This window comes from Youngiibacter fragilis 232.1, from assembly GCF_000495435.3.
In the GTDB taxonomy this organism is placed as follows: domain Bacteria; phylum Bacillota; class Clostridia; order Clostridiales; family Clostridiaceae; genus Youngiibacter; species Youngiibacter fragilis.
On the sequence record NZ_AXUN02000060.1, the window covers coordinates 1 to 17070 of the forward strand.

General features: G+C 46.3%; 19 protein-coding genes. 3 read left to right on the forward strand and 16 right to left on the reverse strand.

The annotated features are described in order from the left end of the window. Positions 1-38 precede the first annotated feature (38 nt). The 6 genes from T472_RS04180 to T472_RS04210 form a co-directional block, all read right to left on the reverse strand. Positions 39-1214, reverse strand: a complete 1176-nt coding sequence (locus tag T472_RS04180) for a quaternary amine ABC transporter ATP-binding protein (RefSeq protein WP_023388087.1) — start codon at positions 1212-1214, stop codon at positions 39-41. Continuing rightward, on the reverse strand, positions 1207-4005 hold the full coding sequence (locus tag T472_RS20005; protein WP_082447560.1) for a glycine betaine ABC transporter substrate-binding protein: 2799 nt from the start codon (positions 4003-4005) through the stop codon (positions 1207-1209). The genes T472_RS04180 and T472_RS20005 overlap by 8 nt, the downstream gene beginning before the upstream one ends. Before the next feature lie 318 nt (positions 4006-4323). Further along, positions 4324-4569, reverse strand: coding sequence for a YdeI/OmpD-associated family protein (locus T472_RS04195; protein WP_023386442.1), 246 nt, complete (start codon positions 4567-4569; stop codon positions 4324-4326). Further along, positions 4562-5068 carry a prolyl-tRNA synthetase associated domain-containing protein gene (locus tag T472_RS04200; RefSeq protein ID WP_023386443.1) on the reverse strand — a complete coding sequence of 169 codons (507 nt, stop codon included), beginning with the start codon at positions 5066-5068 and terminating at the stop codon, positions 4562-4564. Before T472_RS04200 ends, T472_RS04195 begins: the two co-directional genes overlap by 8 nt. Before the next feature lie 68 nt (positions 5069-5136). Continuing rightward, positions 5137-5955, reverse strand: a complete 819-nt coding sequence (locus tag T472_RS04205; protein WP_040906643.1) for a prenyltransferase — start codon at positions 5953-5955, stop codon at positions 5137-5139. A 202-nt stretch (positions 5956-6157) separates the two neighbouring features. Further along, complete coding sequence (locus T472_RS04210) at positions 6158-6919, reverse strand: 3-hydroxybutyrate dehydrogenase (RefSeq protein WP_023386445.1); 762 nt, start codon at positions 6917-6919, stop codon at positions 6158-6160. A gap of 840 nt (positions 6920-7759) precedes the next feature. Between T472_RS04210 and T472_RS19230 the strand changes: the two genes are divergently transcribed. Both T472_RS19230 and T472_RS04215 read left to right on the forward strand, forming a co-directional pair. Beyond that, the gene (locus tag T472_RS19230) at positions 7760-8002 is read left to right on the forward strand and encodes an enolase C-terminal domain-like protein (RefSeq protein WP_082447561.1); all 243 of its coding nucleotides are present in this window, start codon (positions 7760-7762) and stop codon (positions 8000-8002) included. Between the two features lie 56 nt (positions 8003-8058). Beyond that, positions 8059-8475, forward strand: coding sequence for a hypothetical protein (locus tag T472_RS04215; protein ID WP_023386447.1), 417 nt, complete (start codon positions 8059-8061; stop codon positions 8473-8475). 210 nt (positions 8476-8685) lie between these two features. Here T472_RS04215 and T472_RS04220 read toward each other — a convergent pair whose 3' ends face one another. From T472_RS04220 to T472_RS04260, 10 genes are all read right to left on the reverse strand, one after another. Next, on the reverse strand, positions 8686-9687 hold the full coding sequence (locus tag T472_RS04220; protein ID WP_023386448.1) for a type II TA system antitoxin MqsA family protein: 1002 nt from the start codon (positions 9685-9687) through the stop codon (positions 8686-8688). 191 nt (positions 9688-9878) lie between these two features. Next, positions 9879-10007 carry a hypothetical protein gene (locus tag T472_RS20470; protein ID WP_278279626.1) on the reverse strand — a complete coding sequence of 43 codons (129 nt, stop codon included), beginning with the start codon at positions 10005-10007 and terminating at the stop codon, positions 9879-9881. Between the two features lie 253 nt (positions 10008-10260). After that, positions 10261-10656 (reverse strand): hypothetical protein, encoded by a 396-nt coding sequence (locus T472_RS04225; RefSeq protein ID WP_023386450.1) that lies wholly within the window; start codon positions 10654-10656, stop codon positions 10261-10263. A gap of 12 nt (positions 10657-10668) precedes the next feature. Continuing rightward, positions 10669-10980 carry a hypothetical protein gene (locus tag T472_RS04230; protein ID WP_023386451.1) on the reverse strand — a complete coding sequence of 104 codons (312 nt, stop codon included), beginning with the start codon at positions 10978-10980 and terminating at the stop codon, positions 10669-10671. A 187-nt stretch (positions 10981-11167) separates the two neighbouring features. Beyond that, positions 11168-12544 (reverse strand): PTS fructose transporter subunit IIC, encoded by a 1377-nt coding sequence (locus tag T472_RS04235; RefSeq protein ID WP_023386452.1) that lies wholly within the window; start codon positions 12542-12544, stop codon positions 11168-11170. A 33-nt stretch (positions 12545-12577) separates the two neighbouring features. Then, complete coding sequence (locus tag T472_RS20195; protein WP_023386453.1) at positions 12578-13021, reverse strand: PTS sugar transporter subunit IIA; 444 nt, start codon at positions 13019-13021, stop codon at positions 12578-12580. Between the two features lie 2 nt (positions 13022-13023). After that, complete coding sequence (pfkB, locus tag T472_RS04245; protein WP_023386454.1) at positions 13024-13959, reverse strand: 1-phosphofructokinase; 936 nt, start codon at positions 13957-13959, stop codon at positions 13024-13026. 15 nt (positions 13960-13974) lie between these two features. Further along, positions 13975-14733: a DeoR/GlpR family DNA-binding transcription regulator gene (locus tag T472_RS04250; RefSeq protein WP_023386455.1), complete on the reverse strand. Its 759-nt coding sequence runs from the start codon at positions 14731-14733 to the stop codon at positions 13975-13977. A gap of 268 nt (positions 14734-15001) precedes the next feature. Further along, positions 15002-15499 (reverse strand): GNAT family N-acetyltransferase, encoded by a 498-nt coding sequence (locus T472_RS04255; RefSeq protein ID WP_023386456.1) that lies wholly within the window; start codon positions 15497-15499, stop codon positions 15002-15004. A 79-nt stretch (positions 15500-15578) separates the two neighbouring features. Then, entirely contained in the window at positions 15579-16484 is a 906-nt protein-coding gene (locus tag T472_RS04260) for a pilus assembly protein TadG-related protein (protein ID WP_023386457.1), read from the reverse strand. A gap of 376 nt (positions 16485-16860) precedes the next feature. On the opposite strand from T472_RS04260, the gene T472_RS04265 reads away from it, so the two are divergent. Beyond that, on the forward strand, positions 16861-17064 hold the full coding sequence (locus T472_RS04265) for a hypothetical protein (protein WP_023386458.1): 204 nt from the start codon (positions 16861-16863) through the stop codon (positions 17062-17064). Positions 17065-17070: the final 6 nt, after the last annotated feature.

Below are 17070 nucleotides of genomic sequence, written 5' to 3' on the forward strand. Positions count from 1 at the left end.
GGTACTTTTTCAGTGCCCTCGTGTCCCCTCCCTTTATCCTAAACCAGAGTCGACAGTACTGTCGCCCTTGAAACAATTCCCTTAAGCCTTCCATCACCATCAACTACCGGCAGAGGATATTTCGTATCCACTGCAGTCTGGATTATATCCGCAATCATGTCATCAGGCGATACGGTGACAATGTCTGACTTCAGTATGTCTGAAATATGCAACTTGTCAGTCCTCGCCCTGACTGCATCACTTATCTCGATGATGCCCTTGAACATGAATTTACCGTCAACCACGTACGCGCTGGATAGTCCGTTGGTCCTCATCTCATTGATCGCATAGGATGGGCTGTCAGAAAGCTTCACCAGTGTGTCAGGCGCATACATTATGTTCCTTACGCTCACTACCTTGGTCTTGTCAGCACCTTCAATGAACCTTGCGACATATTCGTCAGCAGGATTTGTGGACATCTCCTCCGGAGTAGCGATCTGAATGACCTTGCCGTCCTTCATGATGGCGACCCTGTCACCAAGCTTGAACGCCTCGTTTATGTCATGGGTTATGAACACAATGGTCTTTCCGAGCTTCCTCTGTATGGATATGAGCTCGAACTGCATGTCCTTCTTTACCAGAGGGTCAAGTGCCGAGAAAGGTTCATCCATCAGGATCACCTCTGTGTCGCTGGCAAGTGCCCTCGCAATTCCGACCCTTTGCTTCATACCGCCCGAAAGGCTGTCAATGGGCTGGTTTTCAAGCCCCTCCAGACCTACCATGGCTATCATCTCCCTGGCCTTCTTGTCCCGCATCTCCTTTGGAACGTCCTTCATCTCAAGGCCCAGCTCCACGTTGCCAAGAACATCCCTGTGTGAGAGCAGACCGAAGTTCTGGAATACCATGGACATCTTGCTTCGCCTAAACTCCCTGAGCTCATTCTTCTCAAACTTCGAGATATCAGCCCCGTCATACTTCACTGTACCCTTAGTGGGTCTGTTAAGCAGGTTGAAGCATCTTACCAGTGTCGATTTCCCTGAGCCTGAAAGTCCGATGATAACAAATATCTCACCCTTCCTGATCTCCATTGATACATCGACAAGTGCTGCTGTCACGCCTGTCTTCTTATATACATCATCCTTCGAGACGCCTTCCTGAAGCATCTTCATTGCCTCAGTCTTGCCTCCTCCATATAGCTTGTAGAGATTCTTGACCTCCATAAGTACATCATTCATGCTTCTCGCCTCCCTTTCTCCTTGCAAGTCCCTGTGAGAACCTGTCCAGTATCACCGCGAGTATTACAACAGATGCACCCGAAACGAGACCACGGCCCATTTCAATCCTGTTGACACTCGTGAGCACCTCCATTCCAAGGCCGCTGGCACCTATCATCGATGTCGTTACAACCATTGATACAGCCATCATTATGGTCTGGTTCACTCCGGTCATGATAGCGGGCATTGCCTGAGGTATCTTGACCTTGACGAGGGCCTGCATGTATGTGGCTCCATAAGCCTTAGCTGCCTCGAGTATCTCACTGTCTATCTGGTTTATGCCAAGTGTTGTCATCCTTATTATTGGGACTATGGCGTAGATCGTCGTTGCGATTACTGCAGGTGCTTTCCCCAGACCGAAGAACAGCAGTGCCGGAATCAGGTATACGAACACAGGCATGGTCTGCATGGTGTCAAGCACAGGCTTTACAAACCGCTCTACCGTCTCGCTCGTTGATACCAGGATTCCTATCGGAAATCCTAGTGCAAGGGATACGATCACTGAGGTTATTACGATGGACAGTGTCTCATTCATCATGTCCCACAGCCCTACTGCACCTATGAATGAGAGCAGAAGTACATAGAGTATTCCCTTCCCAATGCTGCCCGAGGACCTCCAGCCAAGGAAGAATACCAGTGCAAGCATAATGAACCATGGAATTGCATCAAGAACGAACTCTATCCCCGATATTACAGAGTTGAGGAAGTTCCTTATAGCTCCGAAGAAACCTTCGGTTGAAGATGCGAATTGCCTCACAGAGCTGTCGAACTTATCCACATCAAGCGGTAGTCTGAAGGGGAATCCTGCAAAGAAACTCTTTTTCTCTTCTTCCTTTTCTTCACCTTCAAGTTTCGCGATTCCGTCGTCTCCTATCCACTCCCTCACAAGCTCCTTGTTCTCTTCTATGAACCAAAGTGCGGCAGTCCTGTAGTTAGCCCCGGTATCCTGCATGTAAGCGAGGGCTTCCGAAGTCAGCTTGCTTGATGTCCTGTACTTCGAAAGGAATCCGATAAGCTCCTTGTTTTCCGGGTCTTTTCCAAAATCATTGCTGGCTGCAATAGTTACATTTACTGCAGGCAGTGCAGTGAGCCCTTTCTCATACGTATCAGGATTGAACGGTTCATCCTCAAGAAGGACAAAATCGTATTTCCCCATGAGCCACGTAGGCTCCCAGTAGTATCCAACCACCGGCTCCCCCTTCTCATACGCGCCTGAAAGCGCTGCGGAAAGGGCTGCATCCGAGCCCGGCCTGAAGTATATGAAATCCTTGTCGAAGCCATATGCTAAAAACTTGTTGTGCATGATAGTGTCTATGGCCCAACCAGGGATCGCCCCATAGATCCTTCCTTTTGAAGTATCTTCAGCATCCTTGAAAAGCTCCTTGTATGACAGGAGGTCCTTTACAGTCTTAAGGTCAGGAGCCATTGGCTCTATCCCTCTTTCCTTGTCTCCCTCTATTACATACCTGGGCACATAGAAGCCCTGGTAGTCATCATCAAAATTTGTTCCAAGCTCCATCAGCCTGTTTCCAGAAAGGTCGTTTCTGTATGTTGCGATATTGTCTGTCCATACTTCCATATGGACATCTATCTCACCCTTCAGCAGCCCTTCATGCAGTATGGGTGTGCTCCCGGCCATTTCCGTCCAGGAATATCCATATACCTTTTCTGCGATGATACCTGCAACTGCATTGTGGAATCTGTTGCTGTCCCATCCCGCATCCGCAAAGACGATCTGGCCCTTTGCACTATCACCGAAAAGCTTCTTCATCCCCTCATCGCCGATCCAGTTCTTCACAAGTTCCCTGTTCTCGTCAATGAACCACATGGCTGCGGACTTGTAGTCAGCACCAGTGTCCTGCATGTATGCAAGAGCTTCGGATGTAAGTTTGCTCGATGTCCTGTATTTGGACAGGAACTCAACTATCTCTGTATTAGCAGTGTCTTTTCCAAATTCATTGCTGGCACCTATAGTTACGTTTACCGCCGGAAGCGCACTAAGTCCCTGCTCATAGGTTTCCGGATCAAAAGGCTCGTCCTCCAGCAGCACGAAGTCGTACTTACCCATGAGCCAGGTAGGCTCCCAGTAGTATCCAACAACAGGCTCACCTTTCTCATAGGCCCCTGATAGAGCAGCCGAAAGGGCTGCATCCGAGCCCGGCCTGAAGTATATGAAGTCCTGTTCAAAGCCATAGGCTACGAACTTGTTATGCATTATAGTATCCACGGCCCATCCTGGAATAGCTCCATAGATCCTTCCCTTTGAAGGATTCTCCGGATCACTGAAGAGGTCCTTGTACTTCAAAAGGTCCTTCACTGTCCTGAGGTCCGGAGCCATGGGCTCTATGCCCCTTTCCTTGTCACCCTCTATTACATACCTGGGTACGTAGAAGCCCTGGTAATCATCATCGAAATTTGTTCCAAGCTCCATGAGCCTGCCTTCAGCAAGGTCATTCCTGTAGGTTGCGATATTGTCAGTCCACACTTCCATATGGACGTCTATCTCACCTTTAAGCAAACCTTCATGCAGTATGGGTGTACTGCCAGCCATCTCACTCCAGGTATACCCGTATACCTTCTCAGCTATGGTTCCTGCAACAGCATTATGGAATCTGTTGCTGTCCCATCCGGCATCAGCGAAGATGATTTCACCCTTCCTGACCTCATTTGCCGCTGCCGCTTTTCCAAAACCCGGCAGGAAAAATCCTGCCAGGAGCACAAAAGCCAACAGCGCTCCAATCTTTCTTTTCATAATATCCTCCTCAATTTGCGGGGTGTGAAGACCAAAGCCACACTGCCCAATTTACGTTCCCTACCTCCTGCATATAAAAATAGAATGTTGCCATTTGAGCAATCATTCTACCTTTTTCAAGCTATTTTTTCCATTTCGTTAATTAATAGAATCAATAATCATATTTTAACATATTTTGTGTCATTAATTGAATTTTCATCAAAATGTTCAACATATGTTTACCTTACGTTCACCCCATGTTTACATAATATCCTGGGAAGCTTCAAAGAAAAAACCCGCCAAAGCACCATCATTGCTCAAGCAGGCTCACTTATCCGATCATTTTCTGGCTTTCCATTCCATGCCCATGTATACATCGCCCTTCTCAAGTTCATAAATCATCTGGGCGAGCCTCTTTTCTTTGGTCTCCTGCCTTGCTGCCCTTATGATCCAGCCCAGGTAGTCGTTCCTCTGGTATGGAGGCCTCAAAAGGTATCTGTCCATTACAGAATGCTTTTCAAGCTGTTCCCTCACAAAGTCAGGCATCTCATTTATCTTTCTCCTGAGGCTTCCTCCCTTATCCATTGCAGTCACCTTCAAGGTCTATTGTCCTGACCTCAGTGCCATACCCCTCGATAAGGCCGATTAGGTCCAAAATTCCGATCAGCACAGTCGCCCTGTTATCATTAGGATGTATAGCAAGCTTTCCATCCGAAACAACATCCTTGTCAATGTAGACCCTGACAGAATGGGACTCGTCATTAAGCACGCCAAACGGTGTAACCTCACCCTTTGAAAGACCGAGGTATTTTGAAAGCCTGTCCTCGGAAGCGAATGAAAGTGGTGTCGAACCGATTATTCCCTTAAGCTTCTTCAGGTCGGCATTCTTATCCTTCCTGAGTACGACCAGAAAATGCTCCCTGCCCTTATAGTCACGAAGGAACAGGTTCTTGACCACCAGGTCAGAAAAGGGAAGCTTAAGGGCATCCATCTCCTCAATGGTGTAAACAGGCACATGCCTCTCAATCTCATATTCTATCCCCCTGCTGTCAAGCAGTCCTATCACTTCTTCAATTCTGTACATCCTCGTACCTCCTCACATCATTCAGCTATCCGACCAGCAGCACAGACCAGTCTGCATCACCTTGCGGTTCATGACTCCATGTTCCTGATTATCTCATCATATCTCCCGGTGGCTGCCTCGGACGGTTCGCCCTTCCTGCAGATATCAAGTTTCTCCAGCTTTTTGCTGGGCCTCTCGACGATCAGCCTGCCATCATTGTCCAGCTTCCTGCCAAGGGCATCCAAGGCTTCCCTGAATCGCCAATCCCCCCTCGCCTTTGAATAGAATGAGAGGACATATACATAGTAAAAGAGGTTATATCTCAGGAAAGGGTATTCCACCTGCATGAACAGCGTCCCCATCCCATAATGGCAGGGTCCTGTCGGCACCCTTACCGTCCAATGGTCAAGCAGCGTTTCAACCGCCTCGTCAAGGTCCATACCTTCATGTATTCCTGCACACCGGAATGCATCCAATGCCATCAGTGTGACTCCAGGATTTGAGAAATTGGTTTCCGGCCCGTGTCCGAATGTTGATTTATTGCATCTCCAGCCCCCATCATCATATCTTGTTGAACGAAGGTGTTCCAGTACCCTCACTACACGGGAATCGCCACAATATCCGTTTCTGCAGAGCGCTGCCGCAGCAAGCGCATTATGGCACGGGTAAATTGAACCTTTTGGAGATATGCGCACTCGCCCGTCATCCTTAATGGCATCAAAGACCAACTCAGCTGCACCATGAAGTGCTTCGTGAGACTTGTGCACTCTGAGTTCGCTCATTACAAGCATTGCAGTCAGGGTGCTGATAGGTTTCTCGATACCCAGCCTCCCGTCCGGTGTTGCCCAAAAGTCCGCACCGTTGTCATGGCGTGTTGAAAGCAGCCTTTCCAGATCCCTGTCATGCATAGTTTTCACACCACCTAACCCACATGATTATAATGTCTTTATCATATCATGGATTTCCCTGGTTATTGAGGAAGCCCCGCTGTCAGACCTCAGGTCTTTATACCTTCCATCCCAGCTGGAATGATCGGATATTATCCACGTCTGATTGTGCAGAAAGCCCCCCGGAAATCCGGAGGGCAATGGTTTCTATGTTATATGACTGTTAGCTTGCAGTCCATCCGCCGTCTATTGTCATAAGTGATCCTGTGATGTGCTTTCCTGCATCTGAGCAAAGGAACATCGCAACTTCCCCTATGGTTGAAGGCTCTATGAGCTTCTTAACAAATGCCTTTGAAAGCATGATGTCCTGTACGACTGCTTCCTCAGTTATGCCGTGAGTCTTGGCCTGAGCCGCGATCTGTCCGTCAACAAGAGGAGTCCTTACGTATGCAGGGCATATTGAGTTAACGGTTATTCCGTACTTTCCGCCTTCAACTGCGCCGGCCTTGGTGAGTCCGCTCAGTCCGTGCTTTGCTGTTACATAGCATGACTTGAACTCTGATGCTATCAGTCCATGTATTGAGTTCATGTTGATTATCCTGCCCCATCCGTTTTCCTTCATTGAAGGCCAAACGTACTTTGTAAGATAGAATGGAGCGTTGAGCATGATGTTCATCATGAAGTTCCACTTGTCTTCCGGGAACTCATCGATTGGACATACGTGCTGAAGTCCTGCCACGTTGACAAGGATGTCAACTCTGCCGTACTTCTCAAGTGTGAAATCTACAAGCGCCTTGCAGTCAGCCTGCTTGCTGAGGTCAGTCTTGCAAGCTACTCCGCCGAGCCTTGCAGCCTCTTCATTAAGCTTGGCCTCGTTTATGTCAGCCATTACTACCTTCGCACCGTCCTTTGCGAAAGTTTCAGCTATGGCAAGACCTATACCGCTGGCAGCACCTGTGACAATTGCTATTTTGTTTTCTAACATCAATAATACCTCCTGATTTTTTTATGGTAGATCCCCCACCGGTTTCTCATGAAAGTCATCCGAATCAATTCCCTCCTCCTGGGATAGATTTTCCATGCAAAAGCAGTACGGGCTTATCCTCCATACCCTGTCCGTTGCATCCCTGCAGATCCCTGTATACGATTAGATGGATCGGATTTTTAGCTGAAGTCTCGGCTTAAGGAATTGTCCATTTCCTCATATGCCTTTGCTTTCAGCTTCCGAACATCTATGTTTCCAGAGAAATTACACTTATGCGTGGTTTCCAAGGTGCGATTTTTTCCATCGCCTCTACATTATAGCATGAATACATTTGTTTCTCAAAACCCATTTGTAATCCTTTTTATATGACGATTTTACAAATTGATACCCCAAAACAGCCCCAAAACCCTTGATGCCTAACACTTTTACATGAATGAACTTTCATGTTTAACGTCAGAATGATTAAAAATATTTTCGGTATTCTACCCTAAGTTCTTGCCATCAGCAATCCCCTTTAGTATCGAGATCCATCTATCGACTCCTTTGCAGCTTCTCCTCTTAGAATCCCAGAACATAGTACCGGTAAAAAGTAGGATCCAGCTGAATATATTAAATCGAGTCCTGCGCCTTTGATGAGGATGAAGGGACAAAGGAGAATCGCAATCCGCCGAGACCAGTTCCTTCACTGCTTCAATGTTGTTAATTACAAAGGCGATTTGAGGAATCACTCTGGCATTTCCAAGAAATGCCTACCGCTATCTTGGTGTCAAGAAGGATTGGGCCGCATGTTATAAAGGCGGAGTATCACTCCTTTCCGATGATGATGCCCTCGTATCCGACATGGTCCGATATGTTAATGAAGGTTATAAAACAATAAAATTCAAGGTAGGAAGCTACTGGGGTACGACCATGGACAGGGATGTCCTCCGCATGAAGAAGGTCAGTGAGTCTGTAGGAAACGACATTGAGATAGCCATAGACGGCAATCAGGTCTGGAACTTTGACGATGCTCTACTTTTCGCTGACAGGATCCGAGAATACAATAAGCCTGGTTCGAGGAACCAGTCCACTCACAGGACGTGAATTCCATAAAGAAAGTCAAGGAACAGACAGTTAAGGTGATCGGATACGGTTAATCCATGCGCAACTACTACGGGTTTGAAATCTATGCGGAAAAGGGCGTAGACCATATGATACCCATAATCGGCCGCATGAACAAAACTGACGACCTTATAAAAATCAGGGATTATTGCACGGAAAAGGGACTCAGGTTCTCCTCCGGAGGTACTATCTGGAACATTGCCATATTTGGTGCCCTGTATGATGAAAATGAATTTCTTGAGAACCACGAACCAATGACACTGCCGATTGGCGAATGTCTCTCTGCAAAGCCGGAAGAAAAAAACGGTAGGCTACATATTCCGGACATCCCAGGCAGCCCAATAAGACTTGATTGCAAGGGAGTGGAAAGCCTAGTCCTTTTGGAGAGCATATGCTACATCTACGCAGACAAGCTCGACAAGCAATTTGCAGTCAGGCGTGCATACTATCACTGAAGGTATTCCGCTTTCTCAACGCACCGCGTTTTTAAATACATTATAATTAATTGCTAATAAACCCATAACATACTGTGTATCATATATTACGGGTTAAGCCTCATGAAATGAGCATATTCGCATGTGCTTGTTTAATTCTGCTTGAGACGGAAGACAATATTGTATGAAATGCCCTTGTCACAATAATCGAACGTTCAATTGTGCACCAGGTCAAAGTTCAATATTCTTGGCATATTCATATGAGATGATTTCCCCCTGTCTCGTTTCCATGTACCCAATCTCCTTATGGGCATATTGGTAGATCTCTTTAGATCCAAAGTTCTCGAATTTCTTATATACCCTTTGCAAAACACTGATTTCATCGGCGCTTAAAATGCTTTCATAGTCATTACAATCTGGAATTATCTGATGCTTCTCATAACCATTGTCAATCTTTATATCAACATGTATTATCTTAAGGGCTTCGAGGATGCCAAATAACACATCATAATGCTGTGGAACGGGTCCATAAGGCAGATGCACATATTGCGCACCTGTAATGGATACTCCATTTTCCTTGTAGAAAATCATATCCGAATAATTTAAAAGCTTTAAGAGTTTTACCTTCAACAGCCCATCACATGTATTAGCAAAAAAAAGGACAGCAGCATAGAATTTTTCAAAGTCAAAGACCTTATATCCATTCTGAATACTCGGTTTTTTCAAAAAATATGAACTTATGAATCTATCGTTGTTATTTCTCTCAATTTCAGGCTCCAAATCATCCAACTTTTTTTCAAGTTTTTCCTTTTGAACTGCATCAAGCCCAGTCTCATTATTGGATAGATACTCCCTCATATTCTGAGGATCCCGAAGAAATATCAGCAGGCTGTTATGAGCTTTGTCCTGGAGCGAACCGTTCTCATACCTATGAATCGTCTTGTCTCCCCAATTTAAGAGCTTGGAAAAACCTCTCTGACTCAATCCATATTGTTCCCTGATCTGCCTAATTTCTTCGGCCATCAATAGTTTATGTCTTTGACGATATATATTATAAGCATTTACCAATGTGGCATTATCCAGTTCTTCATCATACAGCTGTTCACCGCATTCTAAGCAGGTTCTTACCTTGGCATCAACATCAATCTTCTCTCCAAATATTTCGTATGTTTCATTTGTATTCAAGATTCTTGTGACAACCATCTTTTGGCAGGAATCACAATATTTTTCCATTATATCCACCTCTCATTGTGATTTCAGAACTCATCATCATGGAATCCTATGCATCTCAATATTTCAGACTCATTGACTAAAGCCACCTTGATCTTAATATAGAATCTAGTTCCTCTAATAATTGTCTTGAATTCCCAAATATCACCTGGCTGATCAAAATCCTTCTTCGGACCCTTGTAGTAGTCAGTTGTTTAAAGTTCCAATATTTCTTCCTTTGCGTCTATAATTGTCAATCCAATCTTAGCAAGTACCTGCATGTTCTTTCTTCTCGGTATGAATTCAAACCTGCCAGCTGAAACCAATATTTTTGACTTCTCCAAAAAAGCTTATATTTCGAGTCTGCTAGCCCCATTACACAAAACACGTTACCTCCTTGTGTGTAAATAAATTATATCCTTAAGAAAATTCAAAGTCAAAAAAACGCGGTCATATGACCGCGTTTATCCATATAAATATTCAGGCATAAAACTCAATTGTATTTGAAATTGATGAAGGGAAGTATGATTAGTGTATACCGCCTGATAATTGGCGTTAACTTTCAATCATCTGACTATTAAGCAATGATTCTCCATATCAAGGCAGTTTCCTGAACCTTGCATACACAATTGGTCCCAGGAACATCAGGACAATCGAAGCATATATGCCGATCCCTAGAAAGATTATACCCATAGTATCGTTACCCAGTCCGGTAAGTACATTGAGTCCGATGAAAATTGCTGTCCAGATGATACTCATGCGTAGTGCCCTTCCTTTGGTTTCAGGCTTCAGGAGAGCCGCTGCGGCAAATGCAGCAAGACCTATCGGAACTGCAGCTCCGAGGAACATCATGCTTACATGGGCAGCACGCACCTCATCGGTGATATTTGCAGAATCTCCCTGCCCTAGGGCAACAGAAACAGCAAACTCAATTAACAGGGTTACGATAAACAGAAGAAGCCCCATTAATACTTCCTTGAACAGATTCTTCATGATGAACCTCCCTTAGTGCGGATAAAGCACCTCACCGGCTGCAAACAGGATCAGAAGCAGACCGAATGCACCGCATACGAAAGCTATTAGTGAGAATTCCTTCTTGAACAGGGACTTCAGGAATGCAAAGAATGCAAGCGACCCGACAAGGAATGCCGCGATCATTATCAGCGCTGCCGGCATGTTGCCGAAAAATCCGTCCCCGCCGGTGTGGAACTCAGGCTTCATGACAAGCTTCCTCGCAGAATACAGTGCGAAAAATCCTAACGCAAATACGACAGACCATCTCCCCGGACTGGTTCCCGGGTATACCCGAAACCTCATCCTAATCATCTCCCGCCTTAATATTATCCCCTTCACCTACATATTATCACTTGCCTACACCTGTTCATATCGCTCTGGACCTCTGGAAACCCCTGTGGTCCAATGTTTACAGAAAATTTATCGCAAGTGCTTAATTCGTTAATGAAACAGCCCTGAAGGAATTAACCTTCAGGGCTGCAATGTGATATTAAGCTTCGAACTTCTCTCTCTTCTTGAGTGTTGCGAGCATCACTCCGCCGATTACTGTTCCTATTACAATTGAAAGGAAGTACATCGGAAGGTTTCCTACTGCGTTAGGTATTGGCAGAACGAAGATTCCGCCGTGTGGTACTGCAAGGGTAGCCTTGAATATCATGGAAAGCGCTCCGGTTATTGCAGATCCTACCATTATCGAAGGTATTACCCTCAGAGGGTCAGCTGCTGCGAAAGGTATCGCACCTTCAGTTATGAACGAAGCTCCAAGTGCCCATGCTGCCTTTCCTGCTTCCCTTTCTTCCTCAGTGTACTTGTTCTTTGCAAGTACTGTTGAAAGTGCTATGGCAAGAGGAGGTACCATACCGGCTGCCATTACAGCCGCCATTATCATTGAAGGTTCGCCGCTGGCGATTGTCGCTGCTCCGAATGTGTAAGCCGCCTTGTTTACAGGTCCGCCCATGTCAAACGCCATCATGAGTCCGAGTATCGCTCCAAGCAATCCAGCGTTTGCTCCGCTGAGGCCCTTAAGCCATGCAACCATTGTGTCGTTTATTGCCTTTACCGGTCCGCCAAGAACAAATATCATGATAAGTCCTACGATCAGAGTTGACAGAACTGGCAGTATGAGTACAGGCATCAGTCCTTCAAGGGACTTAGGAAGCTTTATGAGCTTTCTGAGGTAGAGGACAACATATCCTGCGAGGAAACCGGCGAGCATTCCACCAAGGAATCCTGCTCCAACGCTTCCTGCTATGAGTCCGCCTACCATACCTGGTACGAGACCCGGTCTGTCAGCTATCGAGAACGCTATGTAACCTGCAAGTATCGGAACCATGAGTCCGAATGCTCCGCTTCCGCCGCCCATCTGCATGAGAGCTGCAGCTATCGAGCCTTCCTGCTCGAATGCCTTGATACCGAATGCGAATGAGAATGCTATGAGGAGTCCGCCTGCTACAACGAATGGTATCATGTATGATACTCCGGTCATGAGGTGCTTGTATGCTCCGGTCCTTGACTTCTTCTCCGCTGCCTTTGCGTCAGCAACCTGCTCCTGGATGTTCACTACAGGCTTTGATGCAGCCGCTCTCTCAAGCAGACCCTTCGCATCCTTTATAGCATCCTTGACAGATACCTCGATTATCGGAAGACCCTTGAACCTCTCCTTGTCAACCTTGGTGTCTACTGCGAGGATTACAGCGCTTGCGTTCTTGACATCATCCGCGGTAATTACGTTCTCCGCTCCTACAGATCCTTGAGTTTCAACCTTGATCTCATGCCCCAACTGCTTCGCAGCCATCTGGAGCGCCTCTGCCGCCATGTAGGTGTGGGCTATGCCTGTTGGGCAAGATGTTACAGCTACAAATTTCATCTTTTTGTCCATCCTTTCGTAATCTTATTTTTGTTATTTGAATGCGTTGATGAAGCTTTCGAAATCCGTGCATTTCATCAGGCTTTCCCTGACTTCCTCATGCATCAGCTTTCTTGATATCTCACTGAGTGCCCTCAGGTGAAGATCGCTTGATTCCTGTGGTACCGCGATAAGGAAGAAGAGGTGGGCAGGAAGGTCATCCATGCTCTCATAGTCGATTCCGGCATCGCTTCTGCCGAATACTATCGACGCTTCGATCACCGCGTCGCTCTTTCCGTGTGGTATTGCGATTCCCATTCCGATCCCTGTTGAGAATTCTGATTCCCTGTGAAGGACTGCCTTCTTGAATTCATCCTTGTCCCTTACCTTGCCGTCAGCAACCAGGATATCTATAAGCTCTGAAATCACATCTGACTTTGTAGTTGAATCCAGTCCGAATTTTACCCTGTCCTTTGAAAACATATCTATTGTGTTCATTTTCATACCTCCGTTATTTTTGATAAAGCCTGAGAAAGATACGGGGCGATGTCAGAAGGTGTGCATGCCTGCGTCCCTTCAAGGGTTACAGTCGCGGCCCCGAAGGCCTGCGCATTCGCAAGGGTCTCCTTGTCATCAAAGCCTTTCAGCCTCGAATACACCAGCGCTGCTACCATTGAATCTCCTGCTCCTACCGTGCTCTTCACGTCAACCTTCAGGCCTTTCGCCCGAAATGCGCTGTCCTTCGTGACATACATGCTGCCATCAGCACCAAGCGAGACCATCACCTTTCCGACTCCCTTGTCCATTAGCCGTCTTGCGGCCTCCAGTATGTCATCATCAGTCTCAAGCTTCTTTCCTTCAAGGAGTGAAAGCTCGTAATCATTAGGTTTCACAGCATCTGGTCCGGCTTTGAGCGCTTCCTCGAAAAGCTCCCCTTCAGCATCCACAAGCACATATGCACCCCTGGCCTTTGCAATCCCTGTCAGTGTCCTGTATATGTCCTTTGGCACCGATGAGCTGGCTCCGCCTGAAAGGACCACTGTGTCTCCGGATTTGACTATTTCCTCAAACTTTCCAAGGAACTCTTCAAGCTCATCCTTTTCTATAACAGCTCCCGGTTCATTGATGTCAGTAAACTCATTCCTTACCCTGTCAACCACCTTGGTGTTTGTCCTGGTGTTGCCTCTTATGAGTACAAAATCTGAATCGATACCTTTGTTCTTCAGTTCACGGAGGAACAGTTCCCTGAGGTTTCCTCCCAGGAATCCCGTGCAGACTGACTGCACTCCGAACTCTTTAAGGACCTTAGATACGTTTATTCCCTTCCCACCGATGTCCTGCCTTACCGACAATGCCCTGTTTACCATCCCCGGAGTGAAATCCTCCAGGATCAGCGTCTTGTCAAGGGCCGGGTTCAGCGTGACCGTTATGACCATTTATCGCATCTCCTTTCATTCGTGCAGAATCAATACTCCAGCTTCAGCAAAATCATCAAGTACCTTTGCATCCGGTTTTCCCGCTGTGATAACCGCATTGAAGGCTCTAATCGGGCTGATGACCGAGAAGTTGACCTTCCCGAACTTTGACATGTCAGTTACCGCATAGACCTTGTTGGCTGAGTTTACCATGGCCTTCTTGGTCTGCGCCTCCACGAAGTTTGGTGTTGTAGCGCCATCCTCGACGCTTATGCCGTTTACTCCGATGAATGCGATGTCCGCCCTGAAGTTTGAAAGCGCCCTCTCCGCGAGATGTCCCACCATAGCCCTGGTATTATGCCTTAGCGTCCCGCCTGTAAGCACCACCTCAACAGAATCCCTCTCAGACATGAGTCCTGCGATGTCTATCGAATTGGTGACTATGGTGATGTTCCTTGCAGTTATCCTTTTTGCTATCTCCAATGTCGTTGTCCCTGAATCCAGGATCACTGTATCGCCGTCTCCGACAAGCGCAGCTGCAATATCTCCGATATGTGCTTTCGCATCCTGGTTCTCAGTCGCTTTCTCAGTGTACGTCGGTTCGAAGTTTCGCTGGTTGATCCCAACCGCTCCGCCATGCGTCCTGGTCAGCAGATTCTTCTGTTCCATCTCCTGAAGGTCTCTTCTTATGGTTGACTCAGAAACGTCAAACGCTTCCGCCAGCTCCGTTACCTTAAGGCTGTTCTTCTCTTCAAGCATCGCTGCGATCTTTTCCTGTCTCTCTTCAGCAAACATCTCGACACCTCCGCTCATTAATGCTCATTTATGCTTATTCTTGCTCGTAACCTCATACTATACCGTTATCATCCAGTTGTCAATACGATTTCAGAAGAAAAAATATGAACTTTTTTTCACATATGAGCACATTCGCGCAAAATCAGCATTCACAGCAGGCTGATTCGAATACCCAAAAACCAGAAGGAATCCGATTCGCATTCACGAACCGGATTCCTCCATCTTTTCCATAAGTATTTCAATGGTTTCAACTACATAAACGCATTGGTCAGTCATAATCCCTTATGCTCATCGAGAACATTGCGACGCTATACCACTTCCCGAACTTTCGCCCTACGTTCTCAAATGTACCTATATGCTTGAACCCGAAGGATTCCATAAGTGCCACACTTCCGGGATTAGGCAGTGTCACTCCTGCGATCAGAGTGTATATCCCCATGGCCTTCAGCCTTTCGATCAGCTCCTCGACAAGAGCCTTCCCGACACCCTTCCTGTGATGTACGTCAGCAACATAAACAGAGAGCTCTGACGTCGGATCGTATGCCTTACGCTCCCTGAACCTGCCTCCATATGCATATCCGATGACATCCCCGTCCTCTTCCATGACGATCCAAGGATACTCTTTGGTTACCTTTGCTATTCTTCTTGCCATCTCCACTTCATCAGGAGGTTCAAGTTCGAAGGATACCGCATTGTCTGTAACGTATCGCCTGTAAATTGCAGTTATCTCCCTTGCATCAGATAGTTTGACATCCCTTATAAGCATCACTGTAACCCCTTCTTGGCCATGCCGATTTCTTACCTAAAGGATAGCACAAGATCGGACAGAATTGTAGATGCCTGACCTACTCAGTAAGCCTGACCTCGAACCTTGATGTGTAGAAGTCTGTCTCCGGATATACCCCATTGACGATGTCATATATTGCCAGGACCTTGAAAGTCATGTTCCTGTCAATTCCATTGTCATCATATGTTATTATCTCAACCTTCATGAGGACCAAGTCATTGAAATCAACATGTGTCCTGTTGTCCAAATCATACTTCGATGCTGCTATCGCCTCAGGCGTAAGGCTGAAAATGTACTGGATCCTTCCCTGTGCAAGTATGGTGTTAAGGTCTGTCTTTATCTGTGAATCCACACCATTCTGAAGGTCAATGCCATCAGAATAATTGACTCTGAAGTACAGCTTTCCAGTAGCAGGATCTGTGACTATCGAGCACTCCTTCTTCTCGATCCTGTCAGCAAGGCCAACTTCCACATGGTCCCAAAGGGTATTGACAGTATTCTCCTCCGGCGCCTTGACATAGTTGATGAAAGGAAGTGCTTCACCATTCCAGACCCTGGTCAGCTTCGCTGTCGCATCAGCTGAAATGACCGAATCCTTTGCGAAGAGCCCTCCAAAGAGAGTCTCAACCTTCTGGCTCACCTTCACAGTCAGCGTCTTTGTAGCTTTGCTCACATAAGTCTTCTGAACAGTAAGCTCAGACTTGAACATTCCACTCTTGACGTTCGCATCAGCATACTCATATATGAGACTGTCAAGCGCAGTATCAGTAATCATGTCAACTGATTGTGCTCCCGCAAGCGCCGCCGCATCAGCTGCGTTCTGAAGCTGCACCTTCTGCAGCGTTACGAGTCCATAATCCAGCACGAATGCCCCGATGGACAGAAACAGCGTCATCATCATCGCTGCAGCAACAAGCACCTGACCTTCCTCTTCCTTTTTAAGCCTTCCAAACATCTTAAGCATCGAACTCACCTCAACAATATTTTTATATCAAACGATTAAATGTGATTCGATTCTAACATAAATTACTGCATTTATAACAATGCTTACTTTATACATACTATTGTCATTCGAGTTTTTTCGATATTAATATAATTAGTCTTAAAATACAATAGCTATGTTTGTTTACCATCTCATAAATGAGTATTTTTTAAAGCACACCCTTCGACACCATACATCGAATTACACTATAAGGCGCAAAATCCCGGATACCGGTTATCCGTTGCGGCTTACCGGGTACTGCAATAATTAAATTTCGTCAAAAATCCCTTTTGAAGCAATTAGGACACCGAAATGCTATCATAATGTCAGACCATGCGTTGAAATGGAGGAGATAGCCTTGAAGCTTAAGGATTCACTTGGAACGGACCTTGTTGCACGACTTGCCACACCATCCAACATCAGGCTTGGGGAAGGGATCTTCAAATCAGGAGGAGTCGATATCCTTTTTTGGGATGATAACAAGGCGACAGCTAAAGTGTCAGGAGGTCAGACAAGAAGGACAGAAATAGAAACATCAGATGATGGGTTGAATCTCCCTTAATAAAAA

Coding starts and splice junctions, on each gene's coding strand:
- T472_RS20195 (WP_023386453.1), bottom strand. CDS start 13,021: ATGAACACAATAGATATGTTTTCAAAGGACAGGGTAAAATTCGGACTG.
- T472_RS04210 (WP_023386445.1), bottom strand. CDS start 6,919: ATGTTAGAAAACAAAATAGCAATTGTCACAGGTGCTGCCAGCGGTATA.
- T472_RS19230 (WP_082447561.1), top strand. CDS start 7,760: ATGGTCCGATATGTTAATGAAGGTTATAAAACAATAAAATTCAAGGTA.
- T472_RS04215 (WP_023386447.1), top strand. CDS start 8,059: ATGCGCAACTACTACGGGTTTGAAATCTATGCGGAAAAGGGCGTAGAC.
- T472_RS04235 (WP_023386452.1), bottom strand. CDS start 12,544: ATGAAATTTGTAGCTGTAACATCTTGCCCAACAGGCATAGCCCACACC.
- pfkB (WP_023386454.1), bottom strand. CDS start 13,959: ATGGTCATAACGGTCACGCTGAACCCGGCCCTTGACAAGACGCTGATC.
- T472_RS04255 (WP_023386456.1), bottom strand. CDS start 15,499: ATGCTTATAAGGGATGTCAAACTATCTGATGCAAGGGAGATAACTGCA.
- T472_RS20005 (WP_082447560.1), bottom strand. CDS start 4,005: ATGAAAAGAAAGATTGGAGCGCTGTTGGCTTTTGTGCTCCTGGCAGGA.
- T472_RS04225 (WP_023386450.1), bottom strand. CDS start 10,656: ATGAAGAATCTGTTCAAGGAAGTATTAATGGGGCTTCTTCTGTTTATC.
- T472_RS04250 (WP_023386455.1), bottom strand. CDS start 14,733: ATGTTTGCTGAAGAGAGACAGGAAAAGATCGCAGCGATGCTTGAAGAG.
- T472_RS04195 (WP_023386442.1), bottom strand. CDS start 4,569: ATGGATAAGGGAGGAAGCCTCAGGAGAAAGATAAATGAGATGCCTGAC.
- T472_RS04260 (WP_023386457.1), bottom strand. CDS start 16,484: ATGCTTAAGATGTTTGGAAGGCTTAAAAAGGAAGAGGAAGGTCAGGTG.
- T472_RS04205 (WP_040906643.1), bottom strand. CDS start 5,955: ATGCATGACAGGGATCTGGAAAGGCTGCTTTCAACACGCCATGACAAC.
- T472_RS04230 (WP_023386451.1), bottom strand. CDS start 10,980: ATGAGGTTTCGGGTATACCCGGGAACCAGTCCGGGGAGATGGTCTGTC.
- T472_RS04220 (WP_023386448.1), bottom strand. CDS start 9,687: ATGGAAAAATATTGTGATTCCTGCCAAAAGATGGTTGTCACAAGAATC.
- T472_RS04180 (WP_023388087.1), bottom strand. CDS start 1,214: ATGAATGATGTACTTATGGAGGTCAAGAATCTCTACAAGCTATATGGA.
- T472_RS04200 (WP_023386443.1), bottom strand. CDS start 5,068: ATGTACAGAATTGAAGAAGTGATAGGACTGCTTGACAGCAGGGGGATA.